This window comes from Nonomuraea sp. NPDC059007, assembly GCF_042740555.1.
Taxonomy (GTDB): domain Bacteria; phylum Actinomycetota; class Actinomycetes; order Streptosporangiales; family Streptosporangiaceae; genus Nonomuraea.
Window position 1 is genome coordinate 338,347 of record NZ_JBHYJD010000001.1, and the last position, 21,563, is coordinate 359,909.

Here is a 21,563-nt window from a genome sequence, read left to right on the forward strand (position 1 = left end):
AGCCGCATGACCGCGCGCATGCCCGCTCCCACCGTGCTCGAGAACGACGTCGTCCGGCTCGAACCGCTCACCCTCGACCACGTCCCCGACCTGTTCGCCGCCGGAGGCGACGACGACGAGGTCTGGCGCTGGATGCCCGCGCCCACCCCGCGCACCAAGGAGGAGCTGGCCCGGATCGTCAAGGGCGTCACCGCCAACCACGTCTCGTTCGCCGTGATTCACCGGGGCCGCGCCATCGGCCAGACGACCTACGCGGACGTGCCCGGGTTCGACGAGAGCATCGAGATCGGCTGGACCTGGTACGGCCGCGCCGCCTGGCGTACCGGGGTCAACACCAACTGCAAGATCCTCCTGATCGACCACGCCTTCTCCCTCGGCTACAACCGGGTGATGTTCAAGACCGACGACCTCAACGAACGCTCAAAGGCGGCGGTCGCCCGCATCGGCGGCGTCCACGAGGGAACCCTGCGCCGGCACCGCAGACGCCCCGACGGCACCTGGCGCGATTCCGCCTATTTCGGCATCCTCGAAGAGGAGTGGCCCGAGCACCGGGCTCGCCTGAACCGTTAGCCGAAAGGCGGCGTCTAATCCCTGATGGATGATCGGCTGGGGGACTACTGGCTGGGCATCCGGCTCGGTGGGCGCACCGTTGAGGCCTACGACGAGTCGGGGCTGCGCCGTGCCCTGACCCAGTGCGTCCCGCCGGAGGACACCGAGCCGCTGCGACGCGTGAAGAGCCTGCACGTCGCCGCCGTCGTCGAGGTCGCCGCCACCTACCTGATCAGCGAGTACGTCGAGGGACACAGCCTGCGCCAGGCCGTCGAGACCCGGGGCCCCTACTCCGCCGACGACCTCTACCGCCTGGCCGCCGCCACGGCCACCGCACTGGCCGCCATCCACGAGGCCGGCGCCGTCCACGGCGCGCTCGACCCGGGCGCCGTCCTGCTCACCGACGCGGGCCCCCGCCTGGTCGGCCTCGGCACCGGAGACGCGTGCGGGCCCGCCGACGACGTACGCGCCTGGGGCCGGCTGCTCGCCTTCGCCGCGGGCGGCCTGGCCGAGCTGGACCTCGCGCTGGCCGACCTGGTCACCGCCGCCCTCCATGCCGACCCCGAACGCCGCCCCGGCGCCAGGCAACTGCTCATGTCGCTGCTGGACCAGCCGCAGTCGCAGCAGGGCCGATTACTCCCGCCCGAGCCGGTGCACGACCTGCCGCTCGGAACCCGCGCCGAGCGGCTCTACGCCGCGCTCAGCCGGGCCGAGCAGGAACTCGTCCCCGAGGTGCTGCTGCGCCTGGTGGGCATGGACGAGCGCGGCGACGACACCCGCGTGACCGTCCGGCGGGCCGAGCTCGTGGCCGGGCGCACGCCGGAGCAGGCCGCCGCGATCGAGCGCGTGCTTGAGGTGTACGGCGAGGCCGGGCTCCTGGCCCGCGACGACGAGAGCGTGACCATGGGCTGCGGGGCGCTCCTGCGGGCGTGGCCGAGGCTGCACGAATGGCTCGACGCCGAGCGCGACGGGCTGGCCGTACACCGGGAGCTGGCTCGGGCGGCGCGGCGGTGGGAGAGCGGCGGACGGCGCGAGGCCGACCTGTTCCACGACGGCACGCTCGACCGGGCGCTGGCCTGGGCGGCCACCGGGCGGCGGCACGTCACGCTGGGCGGCGACGAGCAGGCCTTCCTCGACGCGGGGCTGACGTCGGGACGGCGCAGGGGCCGGCGCCGCTGGATCGTGGCGGCGTCGGTGGCGGTCGCGGTGCTCGCGGTCGCGATCTGGCAGTACGGCACCGCCCAGGGCCAGGTCGACGAGGCGATGGCCAGGGTCGCGGCCACCAGGGCGGAGACGATCAGGCCGAGCGACCCGGTGCTGGCCCGCAAGCTGAGCTTCACCTCCTGGGCCCTGGCGCCGGTGCCGGAGGCGGAGCGGCAGCTCGCCAAGTCCGACACCGACCCGGTGAGCGGTTCCTTCACCGACCCGACGGCGACCGAGCGGTCGCTGCACACGCTGAGCGCCGACGGCAGGAAGCTGGCCGCCCTGACCGACGGCGTGCTGCGGATCTTCGACACCCTCACCGGTGAGCAGCTCGCCACCACGCCCGGCCCGCCGGAGAAGATCCGGGCCATCGCCTGGTCGTCGCTGGAACGTGACCTCGCGCTCGTCGGCATCGAACGCACTTACTTCTGGGACACGACGTTGCAAGGTGGGGTCAAGGTGAGGTTCGCCCGGGGGCTCAGCCAGCCGGGCCGGCACGCGGCGTGGTTCAGCCCGGGAGGTGCCTTCCTGTTCGCCGAGGGCAGCGAGTACGGCGAGCGGTGGGCCTGGAACCTCGGCCTGGACGAGGAGGCGTTCGCCGGCCGGTTCGTGGTGGTGGGGCCGGACGACCGGCGGGTGCTGGAGTTCGACGGCCGCCGCTCGGTGATCGACGACCTGCACACGGGCCGGGTCACCCCCGCGCCGTGGCTGGAGCGGATGCCGCCCGACTACACCGCCTTCGGCCCCGACGGCTCGCGGGTGGCCATCGCCGGCGAGGACGGGGTGCAGCTCTACGACCTGACCGGGGTGCCGACGCTGTCGACGCCGCTGCAGCCCGCGTCGGGCACGCTGCGCTTCAGCCCCGACGGCAAGTACCTGGCCGGGACCGACAGCGACCGGGTGCGGGTCTGGCGGGTGGCGAGCGGCACGCTCACGGTGGACCGGCAGGTGCCGCTGGCCGGTGGGGACCGGCCGGTGCAGGCGGTCTTCGATCAGTCGAGCGCGGGCATCTGGGTGCTGGCCGGGCGCGGGACGGTGCTGTCGATCGCCGCCGACGGCGGGCGCCGGGCCGCCCCGGTGGCCGCGGCCAGGTCGGCCGAGGCGATCTGCGCCGACTCGGGCGGGCTCAGCCGGGAGGAGTGGGCCCAGCACCTGCCCGAACTGCCCTTCCGCGGCCTGTGCCGGCCGCCGCGCACCGGCCCGCGTTGAGGATCACCGCCCGGTCATGCCGCGCACGACCTCTTCGAGGCCTTTGCGCAGGTCCTCGTAGCAAGGGATCTCGCCGGCCCCGGCCAGCGCGTCGAACACCAGGCCCTCGGCGTAGGCGATGAGCTGGCGGCCGTGCCGTACCGGATCGGGCGAGCCCAGGGCGGCGGCGATGGCGGTGGCGGGCGCGCGGAACTGGCTGCCGGCCGCGTCGTAGATCGTGCGCAGTTCCGGGCGGCGGGTGGCCTCCAGGGCGAGCTCGTAACGGGCCAGCGTGCGGCGGCTGTCCTGGAGCTGCTTGTGGAGGGCGGTGGCGAGCAGGTCGATCGGGTCGGTGCCGGGCTCCATCACCGCTTCGAACGTTCTGCGCTCCAGGACGGTGAGGCGGTTCAGCGTGAGCTCCAGGAGGGCGGCGCGGGTGCGGGCCAGGTTGGAGGTGGAGCCCGGCGGGAGCCCCGCGGCCTCGTCCACGGCGCGGTGGGTCAGGCCGCGCATGCCCCGCTCGGACAGCAATGCGATCGCGGTGTCCGCGATGAGCTCGGAACGGTTCACGGCACCGGATACTACACTTGTAGTCGAAACTACGCCTGTAGTACCGTCGCGAACTACAGGCGTAGTGAGGGAGTGGGCGATGGCGACGGCAGTGGTGATCGGCGGCGGCGTGGGCGGGCTGACCGCGGGGCTGGCGCTCCGGCTCAAGGGCTGGGACGTGACGGTTCTGGAACGGGCCCCCGCGCTGGAGAACGTGGGATCGGGACTGGCCGTCTCCCCGAACGGGCTGCACGCCCTGGACACCGTCGGGCTCGGGGACCCGGTACGCGAACTGGCCCGTGTGCAGGGCGCCGCCGGGGTGCGCAAGCCGGACGGGCGCTGGCTGTCACAGACCTCGCAGGAAAGCGCGCGGGTCCGCTACGGCGACGGCGTCGTGCTCATGCTGCGGCGCGTGCTCGTGGACCTGCTGGCCGACGGACTCGGCCGGGCGAACATCCGCCTGAACACCGAGGTCACCGATCTGGACCCCGAGGGCGGCGCCGTTGAGACCGGGCGGGAGACGTTCCGGGCCGACCTGGTCGTCGCGGCCGACGGCATCCGCTCCGGGACCAGGCGGCGGCTCTTCCCCGGACACCCGGAGCCCGTCTACTCGGGGGTCACCGCCTGGCGCGGGCTGCTGCGGCGGCCCGAGGGCGCGACCGTCCACAGCGCGGAGAGCTGGGGCTCCGGCCTGGTGTTCGGGACTCATCAGCTCGCCGGCGACATCGTGTACTTCTACGCCACCGACCTCGCCGCCCCTGGCGGGCGGTCCGACGACGAGCGCGCCGAGCTGCTGCGGCGCTTCGGGAGCTGGCACCAGCCGATCCCCGCGATGCTGGAGGCGGTGGATCCGGGCGCGATCCTGCGCAACGACGTGTACTCCATGCGGGCCCCGCTGCCTCGCCTGCACCAGGGCCGGGTGGCGCTGCTCGGCGACGCGGCCCACCCGATGACGCCCAACCTCGGGCAGGGCGCCTGCCAGGCGATCGAGGACGCGGTCGTGCTCGCGCACCACGCGGGCGGGGACCTGGCCGGTTACACCGAGGCGCGGCTGGGCCGTACGGCGGAGATCGTCCGCAGGTCCATGGCGATCTGCAGGGTGACGAAGATCCGCAACCCGGTGGCGATCGGGCTGCGGGATCTCGGCATGAGGGCGGCGGGCCGGTTCAGCTCAGATCTGATGTTGCGGGCAATGGACTCGGTTCTGGGCTGGCGGCCACCTTCGCCGGCCGGTCCTTCGAGTGGTCGGGCGTCAACCGGCCGAGCGTGATCGTGCCGCCGACGGTCAGCGCCGCGGCGATGATCGCGGGCACGGCGGTCGACGGGCTGGTCGGCAGCGGCTCACCGAGCAGGATCGCGCCGGCCAGTACCGAGGTGATCGGGTCGATCACCTGCACCCCGGCGTAGGCGATACCGAAATATCCCACCGCGTAGGACTTCTGCAGCAGCACCACCGCGCAGATCAGCAGGACCGGCACCGCCAGCGTGAACCAGTGCAGCAGCCTGCTCAGATCGCCCTCAAGCCCGCCCCCGACCACGCGTACGAACGTGGACACACTGGCCGTGACCGCGCCCGCCCCCACCGAGAGCAGCAGCGCCTTGTTCGCCCCCTCGACCCGCCGCGCCGCCACCTGCGTGATCAGCACGACGACGCCGATCACCGCCAGGAACGCGAGCGCCGCCGGCGTCCCCAGCCGCGGCGTCACGTGCTGCTGCGGAACAAGCAGCATCAGCCACAGCAACCCCACCGCGACCGCGACAGAACCAAAGATCTCCGCCTTGTACGGCTTGCGCCCATACATGAACGCCGCCAGCGGCACCGCGAACACCAGCGTGGCCACGCTGATCGGCTGCACCACGACGAGCGGCGCGAAGCTCAGCGCCACCGCGTGCAGGCTGGCGCCGGTGAACCCGATGACGCCCCCGATCCACCAGCGCGGGCGTTTGACGAGCTTGAGCGTCGCCCCCTGAGCGACCGCCTCGTACTGTTGCAGCGCCGCGCCGAGCGCGTATCCCAGTGCCCCTGCCAGAGCAATCGCCAGACCGACCCACGTCATGGGCGCCCGCAGAGGGGCAAGGAACCTTTCAAGAGCATTGACCCAGCTTATGGCTCGGTGTCCGCTCCCGGATCAGCCTTTAGGAGGAAGGGCATACACAGAAGAGATGTCCTTCGGGATCCTGGAGCACCACCCATTGGGTGCCTTCCTCGGTCACACCCGGTTGAAACTCGGGCTTCGTGGCTCCGAGCTCCACGTACTCGGCGACCGCCTTCTCCACGTCCGGAACCCGGAAGTCGAAGTGGAACTGCTTGTCGGGACTCGGCCAGGTGACCGGCTTGCGATCCGGCACGCGGCCGAAGTAGATGGACACCGTACCGTCGCCGACGGCGGCGTACTCGTCTTCTGAGTACTGGATCTCGTAGCCGGTGATCTGATGGTAGAACTCGGCGAGCCGCTTGGGCTCGGCGCAGTCGAGGGTGAACGCGAGAAGTTTGGCCTTGGTTGTCATGGGGGCTACTCTGCCCGCCGTACCTGCCATCTTCTGTCAGGTATGTGGAAGTGCCTTGAGCAGGAAAAAGTGCGGTCTTCCGCGAAATTTCGGGTGGGTCCACGATCGGAGGCATGACGATCATCGACAGGCCCGACTACCGGCCCTTCCCCGACCCCGCCAAGCCGCGTTCCCTCACCTGGCCCGTCATGGACCCGGTCCGCGCCGACGGCGACTACGTCAAGGACATCGTGCTCAACTTCGAGCACCTGGCCGACGGCGAGGGCATCCCCCTGCACCGGCACACCGGGGAGGAGGTGCTCATCATCGACGAGGGCGAGGCCGAGGCCTTCCTCGGCGACGAGACCCGCCTCGTGGGGCCCGGCACCGTCATCTTCGTCCCGCCGGGGACGCCGCACGGCTTCCGCAACGCCTCCGGCGCGGTGGTACGGCTGCACGCCCTCTTCCGCGAGCACGTGGTCGGCACCCAGATCGACGGCCGTCCGGCCTCCCTGGACGACTTCCGCCTGATCACGGACGCGTGGGCGAATTCCAGATGAAGTACCGGGACCTGGCCCATTAGGGTGGGCGACATGCACGGACGACTGATCTGCTCCCCGCCGCCCGCCCTCTAGCGGGCGGCTGACCTCCTTCCCCGGATACCCCAAGGCTGGGCCCCGGTGGTGAGCGCTGCCCGCGCGCGGGCCTCATCCACCTCATCCGGAAAGATCAGTCATGACCCCGATTTCCGCGCGCCGCGGCGTGGTGTACGCCGCCGTCGCCGCAGCCGCCTGGGGCACCGGCGGCGCCGCCGGCTCGCTCCTGTTCACCACCTTGGACCCGGTCTCCGTCTCGTTCTGGCGCCACCTCCTGGGCGCCGCCTTCCTCCTCCCCCTCCTCCTCCGCCCCACCCGCTCCGCCCCGTCACGCCACCTCGGCCACTCCCGCACTCCCCGGCTTTTCAGCGCCGCGTCGGCGGGCAGAGACGACGGCGGAAACCGGCGCACCGTTACGGCGGGCGACCGGCAGACTGGCGCCGCGGGGCACACCAGGCCGGTGGGCCTCACCGGGACAGCGGGGCGCTCTGGAGCGGAAGGGCCCACCGGGCAGACCCGAGGCCGCACGCTCCCCACGCTTTTCGGCGCCGCATCGGCGAGAAGGGACGACGGCGCAGACCGGCGCACTGTTACAGCGGGCGACGGGCGCACCGATGCCGCGGGTTCGGCGGGTTACCGGGCGATGGCCAAGAGGCCGGCGAAGGTGTGGCGGATCTGCGTGGTCGGGGTGGGGATGGCCGTGTACCAGGCGGCCTACTTCGCGGCCATCGCCGAGTCCGGCATCGCCCTGGCCACCGTCGTCACGATGGGCGCCACTCCCGTCCTCACCGCCCTGGGCGGAAGGTTCCTGCTGAACGAGCGCCTCAGCCGCGTCGGCCTCATCGCGCTGGCCGCCGCGCTCGCGGGCCTGACCCTGCTCACGGGCGGCGGCCCGGCGGAAGGGGCCGCGGCGGGCGTGGCGTGGTCGCTGCTGTCCGCGCTCGGCTACGCCGCCGTCACCCTCTACTCCCGCCGCCACAACAGCGACCCGGAGACCACCGCCGTGGGCGGGTTCGTGGTGGGCGCCGTGTGCCTGGCGCCGTTCGCGCTGGCGGGGGGCATCCTGCCGGAGTTCACGCCGGCCTCGGCCGCCACCCTGCTGTTCCTGGGCGCGGTCCCGACGGCCCTGGCCTACGCGCTGTTCTTCCGCTCCCTCACCGCGCTCCCGGCCGCGACCGTCTCGGTCATCTCGCTCGGCGAGGCCGTCGGAGCGGCGATGATAGGAGTGGTGCTGTTCGGCGAAAGGCTGACGCTTCTGGCCTGGTCAGGATGCGTTCTGCTGCTGGCCGCTGTCGTGGTTCTGACCGTGCACGGGCAAAGGTGAGTTAGGGTCCGGTACGGCGGTGCCTGCCGTACCGGACCCCTTATCGGGGGAATCAGGGGGAACGGTGCCGAGGGAGCGCGCGTTGGAGGAACCGTGGCCTCGATTACCGGAATGATCAGGAATCTCCTGGACCGTCCAGGAGGGGTGAACCTGAGCCCGTACATGAAGATCGTCAAGACGGCGAACACCCGCGCCGACCGGATCGGCAAGCTCGACGAGCTGCCCGAGCCGTCCATGGACGATCTGGCCGAGTTCTGCGCCGTCGCCCGCGAGGCCGCCGACCGGACGCTCGGCCTGCGGCCGTACGACGTGCAGTTGCTCGGCACGCTCGCGCTCCTCCACGGTCACGTCGCCGAGATGGCGACCGGCGAGGGCAAGACCCTGTCCGGCGCGATGGCGGCGGCCGGGTACGCCCTGCAGGGCAAGCGCGTGCACGTGATGTCGGTCAACGACTATCTGGCCAGGCGTGACGCCGAGTGGATGGCGCCCTTCTACGAGGCCATGGGCGTCAGCGTCGGCTGGATCGGGCAGAACTCCACTCCCGAGGAGCGCCGCGCCGCCTACTCCCGCGACGTCACCTACGGCCCGGTCAGCGAGATCGGCTTCGACGTGCTGCGCGACCGGCTGCGTACCGACGCGGCGGCGATCGTGGTGCCGGAGCCCGAGGTGGCGCTGATCGACGAGGCGGACTCGGTGCTCGTGGACGAGGCCCGGGTGCCGCTCGTGATGGCGGGGGCGGCCGACGAGGGCAGCGCCGTACCGGAGATGGCGGCGCTCGTGCGCACGCTGGTGCGCGGCTACCACTACGAGATCGACGAGGGCGCGCGCAACGTCTACCTGACGCCGAAGGGCGCCGACAGCGTGGAGAACATCCTCGACGTCGAGCTCTACGACGAGAACGAGCCGGGCACGCTCATCGAGCTGAACCTGGCCCTGCACGCCCACGCGCTGCTGGCCAAGGACGTCGACTACATCGTGCGCGACGGCAAGGTCCAGCTGATCAACCCCTCGCGCGGCCGGGTGGCGCTGCTGCAGCGCTGGCCGGACGGTCTTCAGGCGGCTGTGGAGGCCAAGGAGGCGCTGCCGCCCAGCGAGAAGGGCGAGATCCTCGACTCGCTCACCATCCAGGGCCTGATCAAGCGTTATCCCAAGATTTCCGGCATGACCGGCACGGCGGTCGCGGTCAGCGAGCAGCTCGGCGAGTTCTACGGCCTGAAGGTCGCCGTCATCCCCCCCAACACCCCCGCCATCCGCGAGGACGAGCCCGACCGGATCTACCCGACCGTGCCCGACAAGGACGCGGCGCTGGTCGAGGAGATCCAGGAGGCGCACGCCACCGGCCGCCCGATCCTCATCGGCACCCTTGACGTGGCCGAGTCGGAGAACCTCGCCAAGCTCCTGCAGCGCCGTAACCTGGAGCCCGTCGTCCTCAACGCCAAGAACGACGCGGAAGAGGCGGCGATCATCGCCAGGGCCGGCGAGCGCGGCGCCATCACGGTCTCCACCCAGATGGCCGGCCGCGGCACCGACATCCGCCTGGGCGACGGCGTGGCCGAGCTCGGCGGCCTGTACCTGATCGGCTCCGGCCGCCACGTCAGCAGCCGCCTGGACGACCAGTTGCGCGGCCGGGCCGGCCGCCAGGGCGACCCGGGCGGCTCGGTCTTCTTCGTCAGCATGCAGGACGACCTGATCACCCAGTTCGTCCCGGACGAGCGCCCGCCCGCCGCCGACCCCGACGGCCTGGTACGCCACCGCCGCGGCGCCTACCTGGTCGGCCACGCCCAGCGGGTGGCCGAAGGCGTCAACCTGGAGATCCACCGCAACACCTGGCGCTACACCCGGCTGCTTGAACACCAGCGCGAGCTGATCCTGGAGTGGCGCGACAAGGTCCTCCACACCGACTCCGCCGCCAAGGCGCTGGCCGAGGCCGACGCCGAGCGCTGGGACTCGCTGCCCGAGGACACCCGCGAGGAGACCGCGCGCCAGATCGTCCTGCACGCGATCGACACCTGCTGGACCGAGCACCTGGCCTTCCTCACCGACCTGCGCGAGGGCATCCACCTGCGGGCGCTCGGCCGGATGAGCCCGATCGACGAGTTCCACCGCGAGGCGGTCGCGGAGTACAAGTCGCTGCAGGCCGAGATCGAGCGGCGCTCGCTGGAGGCGTTCGAGTCGCCGGAGCCCGACCTGAAGCGCCCCTCCGCCACCTGGACCTACCTGGTGCAGGACAACCCGTTCGGCACCGAGTGGGACCGCATTCTCAAGCGCGTCACCTCCGCCGCCCGCCGCGGCTAGACACGGCGGAAACTTGCAAGACCGGTCCGGCGGCGGGCGGGAAGGATGGGGTCATGACCGTTGACCTGACCGCCGCCGCCGACTTCATGGCCACGCACGCGCGTGTCCTGGACCGGCGGCGCTTCGATGTCCTGCTCGGCTCCGGCGACCCCGCCGGCCTTCTGTCCGCGGTGGACGCCTACCGCAACCCGGACGGCGGCTACGGCTGGGGCCTGGAGCCCGACCTGCGTTCCCCGGAGAGCCAGCCGGGCGCCGCCCTGCACGCCTTCGAGGTGTTCGCCGAGATCGCCCCGATCGTCGCCGTCCAGGCGGAGCAGCTGTGCGACTGGCTGGAGACGGTGACGCTGCCCGACGGCGGCCTGCCGTTCTCGCTGCCGCTGACCGTGCGGGCGGGCACCGCCCCGTGGTGGGGCGGCGGCGACGCCACGACCTCCTCGCTGCAGATCACCGCCGTGAGCGCGGCGGCGGCCCTGCGCGTCCCGTCGGTGGCGGGGCATCCGTGGCCGGCCCGCGCGATCCGCTACTGCCTGGACGCCGTCCGCGCGCTGGACTCCCGCCCTCACGCCTACGTGCTGTCCTTCGCCATCCGCTTCCTGGACGCCGTCCACGACCGCGAGCCCGAGGCCGCCGCCCTCCTGGACGGCCTGGCCAAGCTGATCCCGGACAGCGGCGAGATCCCCGTGGAGGGCGGGACTGCCGACGAGAAGCTCACCCCGCTCGACCTGGCCCCGTACCCCGATCGCCCGGCGCGTGCCCTGTTCACGCCGGCCCAGATCGAGGCCGACCTCGACCGGCTGGCCGCCGCGCAGAAGGCGGACGGCGGCTGGACCGTCGAGTACGCGAAGATCTCGCCCGCCGGAGCCCTGGAGTGGCGCGGCGTCGCCACCGTCAACGCCGTGGACGTTTTGCGGCGCAACGGCCGCCTCTGAGACCCTGGCCCGATGACCGAACGCCCTGTCGTCGTGCCCCATGATCCCGCCTGGCAAGGGGAGGCGGCGCGCCTGTGCGCCGACCTCCGGCGCGCGCTCGGGCCGGTGGCCATACACGTGGAGCACATCGGCAGCACCTCGATCCCCGGCATGGCGGCCAAGCCGCTGTTCGATCTCCAGGTCAGCGTCCTCGACCTGGACGAGGCCGAGCGGGTCTTCGGCGGGCCCCTGGAGGCGCTGGGGTTCACGATGTCGCCGTACCGGCGCGACCACGTGCCCGCCGGGCTGGAGGACGACCCCGCCAGGTGGGCCAAGCGGCTCTGGACCCGGCGGGGGCGCCCCGGTGACGAGGTCAACCTGCACGTGCGGGTGCTCGACGCGCCCAACGACCGCCTGGCGCTGCTGTTTCGCGACTGGTTCCGGGCGCATCCGGCGGCCGTACCGGCTTATGCGGACTTCAAGCGGCGGCTGGCCGGGGCGGTGCGTGAGACGGGCGAGTACGCCGACGTCAAGGATCCGGTCGTGGACCTGGTCATCGTGGTCGCCGAGGCGTGGGCGGACGAGACCGGCTGGACGGCCCACCCTTAGGGCTTACGGGCCACGCCGCCCAGCAGGAGTTCCTCCCAGGTCTCCAGCGGCCCGGGACTGCCCTCGGGACGCCAGTGGGGAAGGTGGACGAGGCCGGGGCTGACCATGTCCAGCCCGTCGTAGAAGCGGTTGATCGACTCGGCGGTGCGGAAGCGGCCGGTCCCCATCGTGGCGTGCAGCATCGCCTCCAGCGCCTTCGCCTTGGGGTTGTAGGAGGTCATCATGTTGGACGCGGCCAGGTAGCTGCCGCGCGGCAGCGCCTCCATGTACTGCTTGACCAGCCCGTGCGGGTCGTCCTCGTCGGGGAACAGGTGCAGCAGGCTCATCATGAGCAGGCCCACCGGCCGGGAGAAGTCGATCAGGTCGAGCAGGTCGGGGTCGCCGAGCACGGCGTCCACGTCCGTGGCGTCCGCGGTGATGGCCGTGGCGCGCAGGTTGGTACGCAGGATCGAGCGGGCGTGCGGCTCCACCATCGGGTCGAGGTCCACGTAGACGACGCGGGCCTCGGGGTTGGCGAACTGGGCGACCTCGTGGGTGTTCTCGATCGTCGGCAGGCCCGCGCCCAGGTCGATGAGCTGGGTGACGCCGGCGTCGCGCACCAGATGGTCGGTGACCCGGCCGACGAAGGAGCGGTTGCACCAGACGAGGCTGACCACCTCGGGGACCGCGGCGGTCAGGCGTTCCGCCACGGCCCGGTCCACGGTGAAGTTCTCGGTGCCGCCCAGCAGCGCGTCGTATACACGAGCCACGCTCGGCCGGGTGGCATCGACCCCGGGTGGAATCCATTCGTTGATCATGGGCGGCTCCGCCGAAGTTCCGTTGCCGCGGATCGTATCCAGACTCCGGCCGGTATGTCAGCGCCTCTGCGGGGTAGCGCCCGAGCATGACGGACACTTCTCACGGCGAGTCCCACAAAGAACGGGTGGATCGCGAGCTGACCGAGTTGCTGCAGGGCCTGCGCGTCGCGGTCACCGGGGTTCAGGTGCTCTTCGCCTTCCTGCTGACGGTTCCCTTTCAGCAAGGCTTCGGCAAAGTGGACACCGTAGGCCTGTGGCTGTTCTTCATCGCGCTCATGGGCGCCGCGATGGCGTCGGTGTGCTTCATCACGCCCGCGGCGCAGCACCGGGTGTTCTTCCGCACCGGGCTCAAGGAGCGCATGATCAAACGCGCCAACTCGCTGGGCATCGCGGGAGCGGCGTTTCTGCTGGTCGCCATGACCGCGGCCGTGGCCATGGTGGCCGAAGTGGTGCTGAACGCCTGGCCGGCCACCTTGTTCGGCGGCGCGGTGGCACTCACCGCCGGGTGGTTCTGGCTCATCCAGCCCATCACGGACATCTATCGCACCAAGGGCACGTTAGAGGAGAAGTCCTGAGGGCAGCAGCAGGTCCATGGCTACATTGCTCTGGATCATCGCCGTCATCCTCGTCGTCGCCGGGATCTACGTCATCCTGGCCCGGCGGGACATCCTGTGGGGCATCGTCCTCATCGTGCTGGGATTCCTCGTGGGTCCCGGCGGAGTCAGCATCTTCAATGTGTGAGGTAGGCGGGCCGGACAGAACCGGCCCGCCTACCCTCACCTCACAACCGTTTCAGCCGCTTCCCAGGTCCTCAGGTAGGCCTCGGCCCCCTGAGCCATGTCCTGGACGAACGCGTCGCCGGCCAGCGACCTGATGTCCTCGATCCAGTCGGGCACCAGGCCGTAGTTGGCGACGCCGTCCACGTTGTAGTCCCATGTCCGCTGTCCCGTGCTGTGCCGGTCGAAGCTGACCGAGCCGTCGTGGGAGTGGAAGGGGTACGCCACCGCGCTGCCGGCCCGGGGACCCGGCAGCTTGCCCAGCCCGTTGGCGTCGAGGCCGTACCCGAACCCGGGGCGGCCCGCCGCGTCGCGCAGGGGCTTGGTCTCGCGCCAGGCGTCGGCGAACCCCTCGGCCCCGTGGCCGTATGAGGTGACCATGCCGCCGAGCCGGTAGATCCGCTGGTAGTTGAGGGCGTCGGTCCAGCTGTGCGAGGAGATCACGCCCGCGTAGCCGGCCTGCTCCAGGAGGGTGAGCGTCCGGTCGGCGGCCTTGACGCTCATGTGGTCCACCTCGATGAGCATGCCGCGGCTCATCATGCCCTTGACCATGTGCTCACCGAGTGAGGTGAGCCCGCGTCTGTTGCAGTGCGGCCCCGGCGGGTAGACGGGCAGGCTGACGCCGGGCGGCAGCCAGCGGGCCAGTTCGGGCGGGAGCACCGCGGGCGAGATCGTGTTGTCGCGCTGCGGTCCCGTGCACGCCTCCGTCTGCCAGAAGCGGCCCGACGACAGGAAGTTGCCCAGGTTGACGATGACGCCCTGGGTGCCGGAGTCGAAGCGGACGCCGCACAGGGCGTTGTCGTACTTGTGGCAGACGAACATGGAGCGGACGCCGAGCTGGTACATCTCATCCAGGCCCCGGTCGATCTGGGCCTTGGTGCAGTGGGGGATGCCGAGCGTCTGCCGGCAGCCGAACGGCTCGGAGGTCTCGATGCCGAGCACCACGGCGAGCTTCCCGGCGGCGATGACAGAGCGGGCCTCGGCCGGGCTCCTGACCACGCGGAACCAGCCCTGGCCGGGGCCGCCGCTCTGCTGGTCGATGTAGTCCTGCATCTCGAACGTACGGCGGGCCTCCAGGCGGATGGAGCCCATCTCGTCACAGGGGTTGGTCTTCAGCGGGTAGATCTCGCAGAGCTGGCGGTTGGCCACGAGGTCGTTCACCATGATCCGCAGCCCGCCGCGCCAGGCGCGCTCGATCCAGGTGTAGTAGGCCTGCTGGTGGGTCAGCGAGTCGTGCGCCGGCCAGCTCTTGAACGTGGGCCAGCCGACCGGGTCGTGGGTGCCGGTCGGCTGTCCGGTGCGGGTGAAGTTCTCGAACCAGGCGGCTTCGCCGTTCGGGAAGTGGTCGAGGCAGTCGACCAGAGCCCTGGCGATGCCGCCCGGATCGAACGGCTTGCCGCAGAGCAGCTTGCCGCCGAACGCTTCGTAGGACATCAGATGGCTGTGCGCGTCGATGAAGCCGCTCACGGGCTGCTCGCTGCGGGATGACGCGGGGGCGGGTAACGCGAGCAGGGCGATGGCGACCAGGACGGCGAGTATGCGGCTGATCACGCCCTCAGCGTGGGCTCCTTACAGACGCCAGTCAAGACCCAATGTGAGTCCTACTCGCTATTTTGGGTCCGCCGGATCCAGATAGACCTCGCCACCCCTCTCAGTGAACTCCACCGCCTTCTCCGCCATGCCCGCCTGAATGGCCGCGGAGTCCGTCAATCCATGTTCCTCCGCATATTTCCGGACATCGTGGGTGATCTTCATCGAACAGAACTTCGGCCCGCACATACTGCAGAAATGCGCGGTCTTGGCGGGCTCGGCCGGGAGCGTCGCGTCGTGGAACGACCGGGCCGTCACCGGGTCCAGCGACAGGTTGAACTGGTCCTCCCAGCGGAACTCGAAGCGGGCGTCCGACAGCGCGTCGTCCCACTCCTGCGCCCGGGGGTGCCCCTTGGCGAGGTCGGCGGCATGGGCCGCGATCTTGTAGGTGATGACGCCGGTCTTGACATCGTCCTTGTCCGGCAGGCCCAGATGCTCCTTGGGGGTGACGTAGCAGAGCATGGCGGTGCCGTACCAGCCGATCATCGCGGCGCCGATGCCCGAGGTGATGTGGTCGTAGCCCGGCGCGACGTCGGTCACCAGCGGGCCCAGCGTGTAGAACGGGGCGTCGTCGCAGATCTCGCGCTGCAGGTCCACGTTCTCCTTGATCTTGTGCATGGGCACGTGGCCGGGCCCCTCGATCATGACCTGCACGTCGTGCGCGCGGGCGATCTTCGTCAGCTCGCCCAGCGTGCGCAGCTCAGCGAACTGCGCCTCGTCGTTGGCGTCGGCGATCGAGCCGGGCCGCAGGCCGTCCCCGAGCGAGAAGGCCACGTCGTAGCTCGCCAGCAGCTCGCACATCTCCTCGAAGTGCTCGTAGAGGAAGCTCTCCCGGTGGTGGGCCAGGCACCACGCCGCCATGATCGAGCCGCCGCGCGAGACGATGCCGGTCTTGCGCCGCGCGGTCAGCGGCACGTACGCCAGCCGTACCCCCGCGTGCACGGTCATGTAGTCGACGCCCTGCTCGCACTGCTCGACCAGCGTGTCCCGGTAGACCTCCCACGACAGGTCGGCCGCCACGCCGCCGACCTTCTCCAGCGCCTGGTAGATCGGGACGGTCCCGATCGGCACCGGCGCGTTCCTGATGATCCACTCGCGGGTGGTGTGAATGTTGCGGCCGGTGGACAGGTCCATCACGGTGTCGGCGCCCCACCGGGTGGCCCAGGTCATCTTCTCCACCTCCTCGGAGATCGAGGAGGCGACCGCGGAGTTGCCGATGTTGGCGTTGATCTTCACGTGGAAGTTGCGGCCGATGACCATCGGCTCGCTCTCCGGATGGTTGACGTTGGCCGGGATGATCGCCCGACCGGCCGCCACCTCCTTGCGCACGAACTCGCCGCTCACTCCTTCCCTGACCGCGACGAACTCCATCTCCTTGGTGACCACGCCCCGCCGCGCGTAGGCGAGCTGGGTCACCGGCGCCCCGGTGGCCCGCAGCGGCTTGCGCCCGTCGCCGGGGAAGACCTCGGTGTTCGCGCGGGCCCAGGCCTGCTGCTCCTTGAAGCCGTCGTCGATGGGCCGCACCTGGCGGCCGCCGTAGCGGGCGACGTCGCCGCGTTCGAGCACCCACACCTCCCGCGACCGCGGCAGGCCCCGCGTGATGTCGGGGTTGTCCGGCCCGGAGGTGTCGTACAGCTCCACCGACGTCCCGTTCGACAGGTGCACCCGCCGCATGGGGACCCGCAGATCACCGAGATGGATCTTGGAAAAGCGCGCGTCACTCATCGCGCAAACTCCCTTCGCCGGCATTACCCGGATCAGGTTCTGGCGGTCGGCGGCTGCTCCAGCCGTCCTCTCAGCCCGTTGCACCGGGCTCCCGCGTTCGGACCGCGCCACCGTACCCCGGCGACCCGGGGTACGCACAAGACCCTTTACAGCGGCGGCTCGTCGATCCGCCGCCTCTCCTCGTAGACCGTCGTCGTACGGCGCGCGTGCGGGTCCTCGTAGATCGGCTCCTCGATCACCCTGCGGGTAACGTGCATCCGGTACAGACCGAACAGCAACCCGGCCAGACCACCGATCATGAGGACGACGCCGATCACATTGATGTCAAGACCGGCGAGGTCGAACTCGACCGCCCAGGTCAGGATCGCGCCGAGCATGATGAGGATGATGCCTCCGGCGATTGTCATAATGCACCTCCAGAGGAAACACCTATCCCCATGTCGAAGAACAAACCTGTCGTCGTGATCGGGCTCATGGGCTCGGGCAAGACGACCGTCGGCAAACTGCTGGCCCGCGAGCTGGGCGTGCCGCTCAGCGACAGCGACCCGTACCTGCGCGGACGCTACGGCGCCAGCGCCGCCGAGATCGCGAAGGCGGAGGGCGCGGACGTGCTGCACCGGAGGGAGGCCGAGCACGTGCTCCACGCGCTGACCGAGCCGCCCCAGGTGATCGCGGCGGCGGCCAGCACCGTGGAGGACCCGCGGGTACGCGAGGCGCTGCGCGCGGCCTTCGTGGTCTGGCTGGACGCCCCCGACGAGATCCTGGCCCAGCGGATGCGCTCGTCCGACCACCGCCCGGAGTTCTCGCCCTCCGCCATGCGGGCGCGGCGCGGGCCGTACTTCCTGCAGCTCGCCGACCTGCGGCTCGACGTCTCCACGGCCACCCCGGAAAACACGGCGACAACCATTTACGAGGCTCTATAAATTAGGGAAATGTTCGCGAACAAACCCACCCTCGCCGGTGACCGGGTGACCCTCGTACCCGTCGGGCCCGAGCACGTCGAGGGCCTGATCGAGCTGTGCGACGACCCCGAGGTCGCCCGGCTCACGGGCTCCCACACCCACGACGGGATCTCCCCCAAGGCGGCCCTGGAGTGGTACACCACGCGACGCGACCACGAGGACCGGCTCGACCTGGCCATCATGGCCGCGGACGGGTACGTCGGCGAGGTCGTGCTCAACGAGCTCGACAAGGACAACCTGTCGTGCAACCTGCGCATCGCGCTGGTCGGCGCGCGGGCGTTCGGCAAGGGTTACGGCACCGAGGCCATCCGCCTGGTGCTCGGCCACGCCTTCGCCACGACCCCTCTGCACCGCATCGAGCTGGGCGTATACGATTTCAACGACCGCGCCAAGCACGTCTACGAGAAGGTCGGCTTCGTGCGGGAGGGCGTGCAGCGTGACGCGCTGCTGTGGGAGGGACAGTGGTACGACTCGGTGACGATGTCCGTGCTGCGGACGGAGTGGAAACCCCTGTCATAATGATCATGACGCACGGGTCCCTCGAGGCGCGCGAGGGACCTGTGGCGTTGCCGCTGCCAACCAATTCCGCGTTGTGCGCATCTAAGGGGCAGTGACGATGCGCTTGGTGCCCGGTGACCCCGAACGGCTTGGCGGCTACTGGCTGGCCGGCCGGCTCGGCGCGGGCGGCCAGGGCGTCGTCTACGACGCCTACGACGCCGAGGGCCGCCGCTTCGCGGTGAAGGTCCTGCACGGCGGGCTGAGCGGGCAACTGGCCAAGGAGGCGGCGGCGACCGGCCGGGTGGCCTCCTTCTGCACCGCCCGCGTGGTCGAGGCCAGGCTGGACGCCGAGCGGCCGTACATCGTCAGTGAGTTCGTCGAGGGCCCCAACCTGCGCCAGGCGCTCGAACGCCACGGCCCCTACTCCGGCGACTCCCTGCTCAGGCTGGCCGTCGCGCTGGCCACCGCGCTGGCCGCCGTCCACAGCTCGGGCGTGGTGCACCGCGACCTCAAGCCGGAGAACGTGCTGCTCGGTCCGGACGGGCCGCGGGTGATCGACTTCGGCGTCGCGCGTACCACCGACGGGGCGAGCACGAGCTTCATCGGCGGCACCCCCACCTACATGGCGCCCGAGGTCTTCACCGGCCGCCGCGCCGGGCCGCCCGCCGACGTGTTCGCCTGGGGCGGGGTGGTGCTGTTCGCCGCCACCGGCGAGGACCCGTTCCAGGCCGAGAGCCTCGGCGGCGTCATGCACCGGGTGCTCACGGTCGACCCCGACCCCGGCGACGTGGCCGAGCCGCTGCGCTCGCTGGTCGCCCGCGCGCTGGCCAAGGACCCCGCCGCGCGCCCGACCGCCCCCGAACTGCTGCTCGGGCTGCTGGGCAGCGCGGAGCCGAGCGCCGGCGCGGAGCTGGCGGCCGAGGTCAAGCCGCCGGACGGCCTCGGCGGCGAGCGGCCGCTGGGCGAGGTCGCCGAGGAGGTCTACGCCGCGCTCACCCCCGAGCAGCAGCGCGCCGTGCCCGGCCTGCTGCTGCGGATGCTCGACGGCGAGACGCTCCGCCGCATCCCGCGCGACGAGGCCGAGGACCTCGGCGTGCTGGCCCACTTCGCGGAGGCCGGTCTCCTGGTACGGCGCAGCCTCAAGGTCGCCCCCGAGGACACCGAGACCGGCAGGCTCGTGGCCGTCTCCGACGACCTGGTCGCCCCGGCCAGCGCCGCGCTCTACCACGCCTGGCCCAGGCTGCGCTCCTGGGTGGCCGACGACCGCGACGGCCTGGCCGTGCACGGCAGGCTGCGCGGCGCCGCCCTCCACTGGCAGGCCCACCGCCGCCGCGCCGCCGACCTCTACCACGGCAGCGCCCTGGACACCGCGCTCGGCTGGGCCGCCACCACCCGCCGCCACCTGGACCTCAACGCCCTCGAACGCGACTTCCTCGACCGCAGCGCCGCGCAGGCCAGGCGGCGCGGGCGCCGGCGCGGGCTGGCCCTGGCCGCGATGGCGGCGCTGCTGGCGGTCGCCGTCTCGGCGTCGGTGCTGGCCGTACGGCAGAGCCAGGACCTCAGCGAGCAGCTCGCGCAGGCCAACGCGCGGGCGGTGGCGGCCAGGGCGGAGGCGATGCGCGCGACGGACCCGCGGGCGGCGATGCGGCTGAGCGTGGCGGCCTGGAGCCTGTCGCCGGTCTTCGAGGCCAGGACCGCGCTGCAGCATTCGCTGGCCCAGCCGGAGGTGAGCGTGTTCACCGATCCGGAGATCGTGCCGTCGGCCGCCTACCACCTGGCCTTCGACGGCAAGAGCCTGCTCAAGCGGGCCGGCGACCAGGTCGTCACCTGGGACATCGCCACCGGCAGGGCGACCGGCAGGGCCAGGGTGCCGGGCGGGCAGGTCGAGGCGATCAGCGACGACGGCGCCAGGGCGGCAGTCTCCGACGGCTCGACGGTACGCACGGTCGAGCTGGCCACGGGCAGGCAGGTCGGCGCCGCCCGCCCGCAGGGCGACGCGGTGGAACTGCTGGCCGGTGGCCGCTTGCTGGCCCTGTCCGCCGGGGGCAGGACCGAGCTCTACCCCGCCGACGGCGCGCCGCTGCCGCTCGATCTGACGGGCCGGACCTACGCCGTCTCCCGCGACGGCCGCTGGGCCGCGCTGGGCTCCGCCGAGGACGGCGGCCGGGCCGAGCTGTGGGACCTGCGCTCCCGCAAGCGCACCGCCACCGTGCAGGTGGACGTGCCGGTCGCCAAGAGCGGGGCGGAGCTGCCACTGGCCTTCAGCCCGGACGGCTCCCAACTGGCCGTCACCGGCTCCACGGGGATCACGCTCGTCGACACCGCCACCGGCGGGCGCCGCCTGCTGCCGAGCAGGGGCGGCTCGCTGCTGCCCGTGGTCTTCAGCCCGGACGGCAGGTTCCTGGCCGAGCGGCTGGAGGACCAGGCCCAGCTCTGGCGGGTGGCCGACGCCGGCATCCTCGGCCAGTACCCCGTCAGGCAGGCCGATGCCGCGCTCGCCTTCTCCGGCGACGGCCGCGCGCTGCGCTACGTGAAGGGCTCGGGCTCGGTCGTCTCCGTCGACGTCTCCAGCGCGGTCGAGCTGACGCCCGACGAGGAGGCCGTCAGCATGGGCATGGCCCGGCTCTCCCCCGGCGGCAGGGTGACCGCGCTGCAGGTCTCCGGCGCGATCAAGCTCACCGACGCGCTCAAGAAGCAGCCGATCGGCCGCATCCAGGGCACCGGCGACCTCGCCTTCGACGACGGCGGCACGCTGCTGGCCGTCGCCGCCGACCCGGTCGTGATCTGGGACGTGGCCGCCGGCCGCCGCGTCAACGCCATCGACACCGGCCACGAGCCCTCCGCCGTACGGCTGTCGCCCGACGGCGGCACGCTCGCGGTCGTGCGCGGGCCGGACATCGACCTGTGGAGCGTGCGCGACGGCCGCAAGACCCGCACGCTGTCCGGCGTGGGCAGCTCCGCGCTGGCCTTCAGCCCCGACGGCAGGACCCTGGCCGCCGGCGCCGACCTGGTCGAGCTGAGCAGCGGCCGGGTCACCCGCGACCCCGCCGGGGTGCGCAACCTGGCGCCCGACGCCGTCGCCTTCAGCCCCGACGGCCGCACGCTCGGCTACGTGCTCGGCGAGGACGGCCGTATGCTCCTGTGGGACCTGACGGCCCGCAAGGGCCGGACGGCGCCCGTCTCCTCCGGCGCCCTGCACCTGCGCTTCTCCCCCGACGGAAGGCTGCTGGCCGTCGGCGGCGAGCGGGTGGAGCTCTGGGAGGCGGACTCGCTGCGCGAGGTCGGCCAGGCGCCGGTGGACGCCTACCCCGCCGACATGGCCTTCAGCGACGACGGGCGGCGGCTGTTCGTCGTGCAGCCCGGCGGTGAGGTGCAGCAGTCGCCGATCGACCCGCTGCTCGCGGCCGAGCAGGTGTGCGCGCGGGCGGGCGGCGCGCTCAGCGAGGCCGAGTGGGCGAAGCTCATCCCCGAGGCCTCCTACCGCAGCAGTTGCTGATCCGGCGACAA

Annotated in this window: 20 protein-coding genes and 1 riboswitch; of the genes, 13 read left to right on the plus strand and 7 right to left on the minus strand. The window is 71.7% G+C overall.

Annotation, left to right across the window (positions count from 1 at the left end; genetic code table 11):
- Window positions 1–6 precede the first annotated feature (6 nt).
- On the plus strand, window positions 7–570 hold the full coding sequence (locus ACFWY5_RS01475) for a GNAT family N-acetyltransferase (protein ID WP_379612301.1): 564 nt from the start codon (window positions 7–9) through the stop codon (window positions 568–570).
- Window positions 571–594: 24 nt separating this feature from the next.
- On the plus strand, window positions 595–2,961 hold the full coding sequence (locus ACFWY5_RS01480; protein ID WP_379612302.1) for a hypothetical protein: 2,367 nt from the start codon (window positions 595–597) through the stop codon (window positions 2,959–2,961).
- A gap of 3 nt (window positions 2,962–2,964) precedes the next feature.
- On the opposite strand, the gene ACFWY5_RS01485 is transcribed toward ACFWY5_RS01480, so the two are convergent.
- Window positions 2,965–3,510, minus strand: a complete 546-nt coding sequence (locus tag ACFWY5_RS01485; RefSeq protein WP_379612303.1) for a TetR/AcrR family transcriptional regulator — start codon at window positions 3,508–3,510, stop codon at window positions 2,965–2,967.
- Between the two features lie 79 nt (window positions 3,511–3,589).
- Here ACFWY5_RS01485 and ACFWY5_RS01490 point away from each other — a divergent pair, with 79 nt between their 5' ends.
- Window positions 3,590–4,759 carry an FAD-dependent monooxygenase gene (locus tag ACFWY5_RS01490; RefSeq protein ID WP_379630262.1) on the plus strand — a complete coding sequence of 390 codons (1,170 nt, stop codon included), beginning with the start codon at window positions 3,590–3,592 and terminating at the stop codon, window positions 4,757–4,759.
- Here the strand turns inward: ACFWY5_RS01490 and ACFWY5_RS01495 are convergent.
- Window positions 4,656–5,546 (minus strand): DMT family transporter, encoded by an 891-nt coding sequence (locus ACFWY5_RS01495; protein ID WP_379612305.1) that lies wholly within the window; start codon window positions 5,544–5,546, stop codon window positions 4,656–4,658. The genes ACFWY5_RS01490 and ACFWY5_RS01495 overlap by 104 nt on opposite strands.
- Before the next feature lie 79 nt (window positions 5,547–5,625).
- On the minus strand, window positions 5,626–5,997 hold the full coding sequence (locus tag ACFWY5_RS01500; protein ID WP_379612306.1) for a VOC family protein: 372 nt from the start codon (window positions 5,995–5,997) through the stop codon (window positions 5,626–5,628).
- Between the two features lie 113 nt (window positions 5,998–6,110).
- Between ACFWY5_RS01500 and ACFWY5_RS01505 the strand changes: the two genes are divergently transcribed.
- The 5 genes from ACFWY5_RS01505 (at window position 6,111) to ACFWY5_RS01525 (ending at window position 11,708) form a co-directional block, all read left to right on the plus strand.
- Window positions 6,111–6,536 carry a cupin domain-containing protein gene (locus ACFWY5_RS01505; protein WP_379612307.1) on the plus strand — a complete coding sequence of 142 codons (426 nt, stop codon included), beginning with the start codon at window positions 6,111–6,113 and terminating at the stop codon, window positions 6,534–6,536.
- Between the two features lie 175 nt (window positions 6,537–6,711).
- Window positions 6,712–7,896, plus strand: coding sequence for a DMT family transporter (locus ACFWY5_RS01510; RefSeq protein WP_379630263.1), 1,185 nt, complete (start codon window positions 6,712–6,714; stop codon window positions 7,894–7,896).
- Between the two features lie 111 nt (window positions 7,897–8,007).
- Complete coding sequence (secA2, locus tag ACFWY5_RS01515; protein WP_379612309.1) at window positions 8,008–10,191, plus strand: accessory Sec system translocase SecA2; 2,184 nt, start codon at window positions 8,008–8,010, stop codon at window positions 10,189–10,191.
- Window positions 10,192–10,244: 53 nt separating this feature from the next.
- Window positions 10,245–11,120: a hypothetical protein gene (locus ACFWY5_RS01520; RefSeq protein WP_379612310.1), complete on the plus strand. Its 876-nt coding sequence runs from the start codon at window positions 10,245–10,247 to the stop codon at window positions 11,118–11,120.
- Window positions 11,121–11,132: 12 nt separating this feature from the next.
- The gene (locus ACFWY5_RS01525) at window positions 11,133–11,708 is read left to right on the plus strand and encodes a GrpB family protein (protein ID WP_379612311.1); all 576 of its coding nucleotides are present in this window, start codon (window positions 11,133–11,135) and stop codon (window positions 11,706–11,708) included.
- Here the strand turns inward: ACFWY5_RS01525 and ACFWY5_RS01530 are convergent.
- The gene (locus tag ACFWY5_RS01530) at window positions 11,705–12,505 is read right to left on the minus strand and encodes an SAM-dependent methyltransferase (protein WP_379612312.1); all 801 of its coding nucleotides are present in this window, start codon (window positions 12,503–12,505) and stop codon (window positions 11,705–11,707) included. The genes ACFWY5_RS01525 and ACFWY5_RS01530 overlap by 4 nt on opposite strands.
- An 86-nt stretch (window positions 12,506–12,591) precedes the next feature.
- Here ACFWY5_RS01530 and ACFWY5_RS01535 point away from each other — a divergent pair, with 86 nt between their 5' ends.
- On the plus strand, window positions 12,592–13,080 hold the full coding sequence (locus ACFWY5_RS01535) for a DUF6328 family protein (RefSeq protein ID WP_379612313.1): 489 nt from the start codon (window positions 12,592–12,594) through the stop codon (window positions 13,078–13,080).
- Window positions 13,081–13,096: 16 nt separating this feature from the next.
- On the plus strand, window positions 13,097–13,246 hold the full coding sequence (locus ACFWY5_RS01540; protein WP_181019798.1) for a GPGG-motif small membrane protein: 150 nt from the start codon (window positions 13,097–13,099) through the stop codon (window positions 13,244–13,246).
- Window positions 13,247–13,281: 35 nt separating this feature from the next.
- Here the strand turns inward: ACFWY5_RS01540 and ACFWY5_RS01545 are convergent, their stop codons facing one another.
- The 3 genes from ACFWY5_RS01545 to ACFWY5_RS01555 all read right to left on the minus strand — a co-directional run bounded on the left by ACFWY5_RS01545 (window position 13,282) and on the right by ACFWY5_RS01555 (window position 17,003).
- The gene (locus tag ACFWY5_RS01545; protein WP_379612314.1) at window positions 13,282–14,832 is read right to left on the minus strand and encodes a Coagulation factor 5/8 type domain-containing protein; all 1,551 of its coding nucleotides are present in this window, start codon (window positions 14,830–14,832) and stop codon (window positions 13,282–13,284) included.
- Window positions 14,833–14,889: 57 nt separating this feature from the next.
- Window positions 14,890–16,596: a phosphomethylpyrimidine synthase ThiC gene (thiC, locus tag ACFWY5_RS01550; RefSeq protein WP_379612315.1), complete on the minus strand. Its 1,707-nt coding sequence runs from the start codon at window positions 16,594–16,596 to the stop codon at window positions 14,890–14,892.
- A riboswitch (TPP riboswitch) is annotated at window positions 16,589–16,701 on the minus strand. It overlaps the preceding gene by 8 nt.
- A gap of 41 nt (window positions 16,702–16,742) precedes the next feature.
- Complete coding sequence (locus ACFWY5_RS01555; RefSeq protein ID WP_379612317.1) at window positions 16,743–17,003, minus strand: DUF6458 family protein; 261 nt, start codon at window positions 17,001–17,003, stop codon at window positions 16,743–16,745.
- 30 nt (window positions 17,004–17,033) lie between these two features.
- Between ACFWY5_RS01555 and ACFWY5_RS01560 the strand changes: the two genes are divergently transcribed.
- The 3 genes from ACFWY5_RS01560 to ACFWY5_RS01570 all read left to right on the plus strand — a co-directional run bounded on the left by ACFWY5_RS01560 (window position 17,034) and on the right by ACFWY5_RS01570 (window position 21,552).
- Entirely contained in the window at window positions 17,034–17,519 is a 486-nt protein-coding gene (locus ACFWY5_RS01560; RefSeq protein WP_379612318.1) for a shikimate kinase, read from the plus strand.
- A 9-nt stretch (window positions 17,520–17,528) separates the two neighbouring features.
- Window positions 17,529–18,077 carry a GNAT family N-acetyltransferase gene (locus ACFWY5_RS01565; RefSeq protein ID WP_379612319.1) on the plus strand — a complete coding sequence of 183 codons (549 nt, stop codon included), beginning with the start codon at window positions 17,529–17,531 and terminating at the stop codon, window positions 18,075–18,077.
- Between the two features lie 97 nt (window positions 18,078–18,174).
- Complete coding sequence (locus ACFWY5_RS01570; protein ID WP_379630359.1) at window positions 18,175–21,552, plus strand: protein kinase; 3,378 nt, start codon at window positions 18,175–18,177, stop codon at window positions 21,550–21,552.
- Window positions 21,553–21,563: the final 11 nt, after the last annotated feature.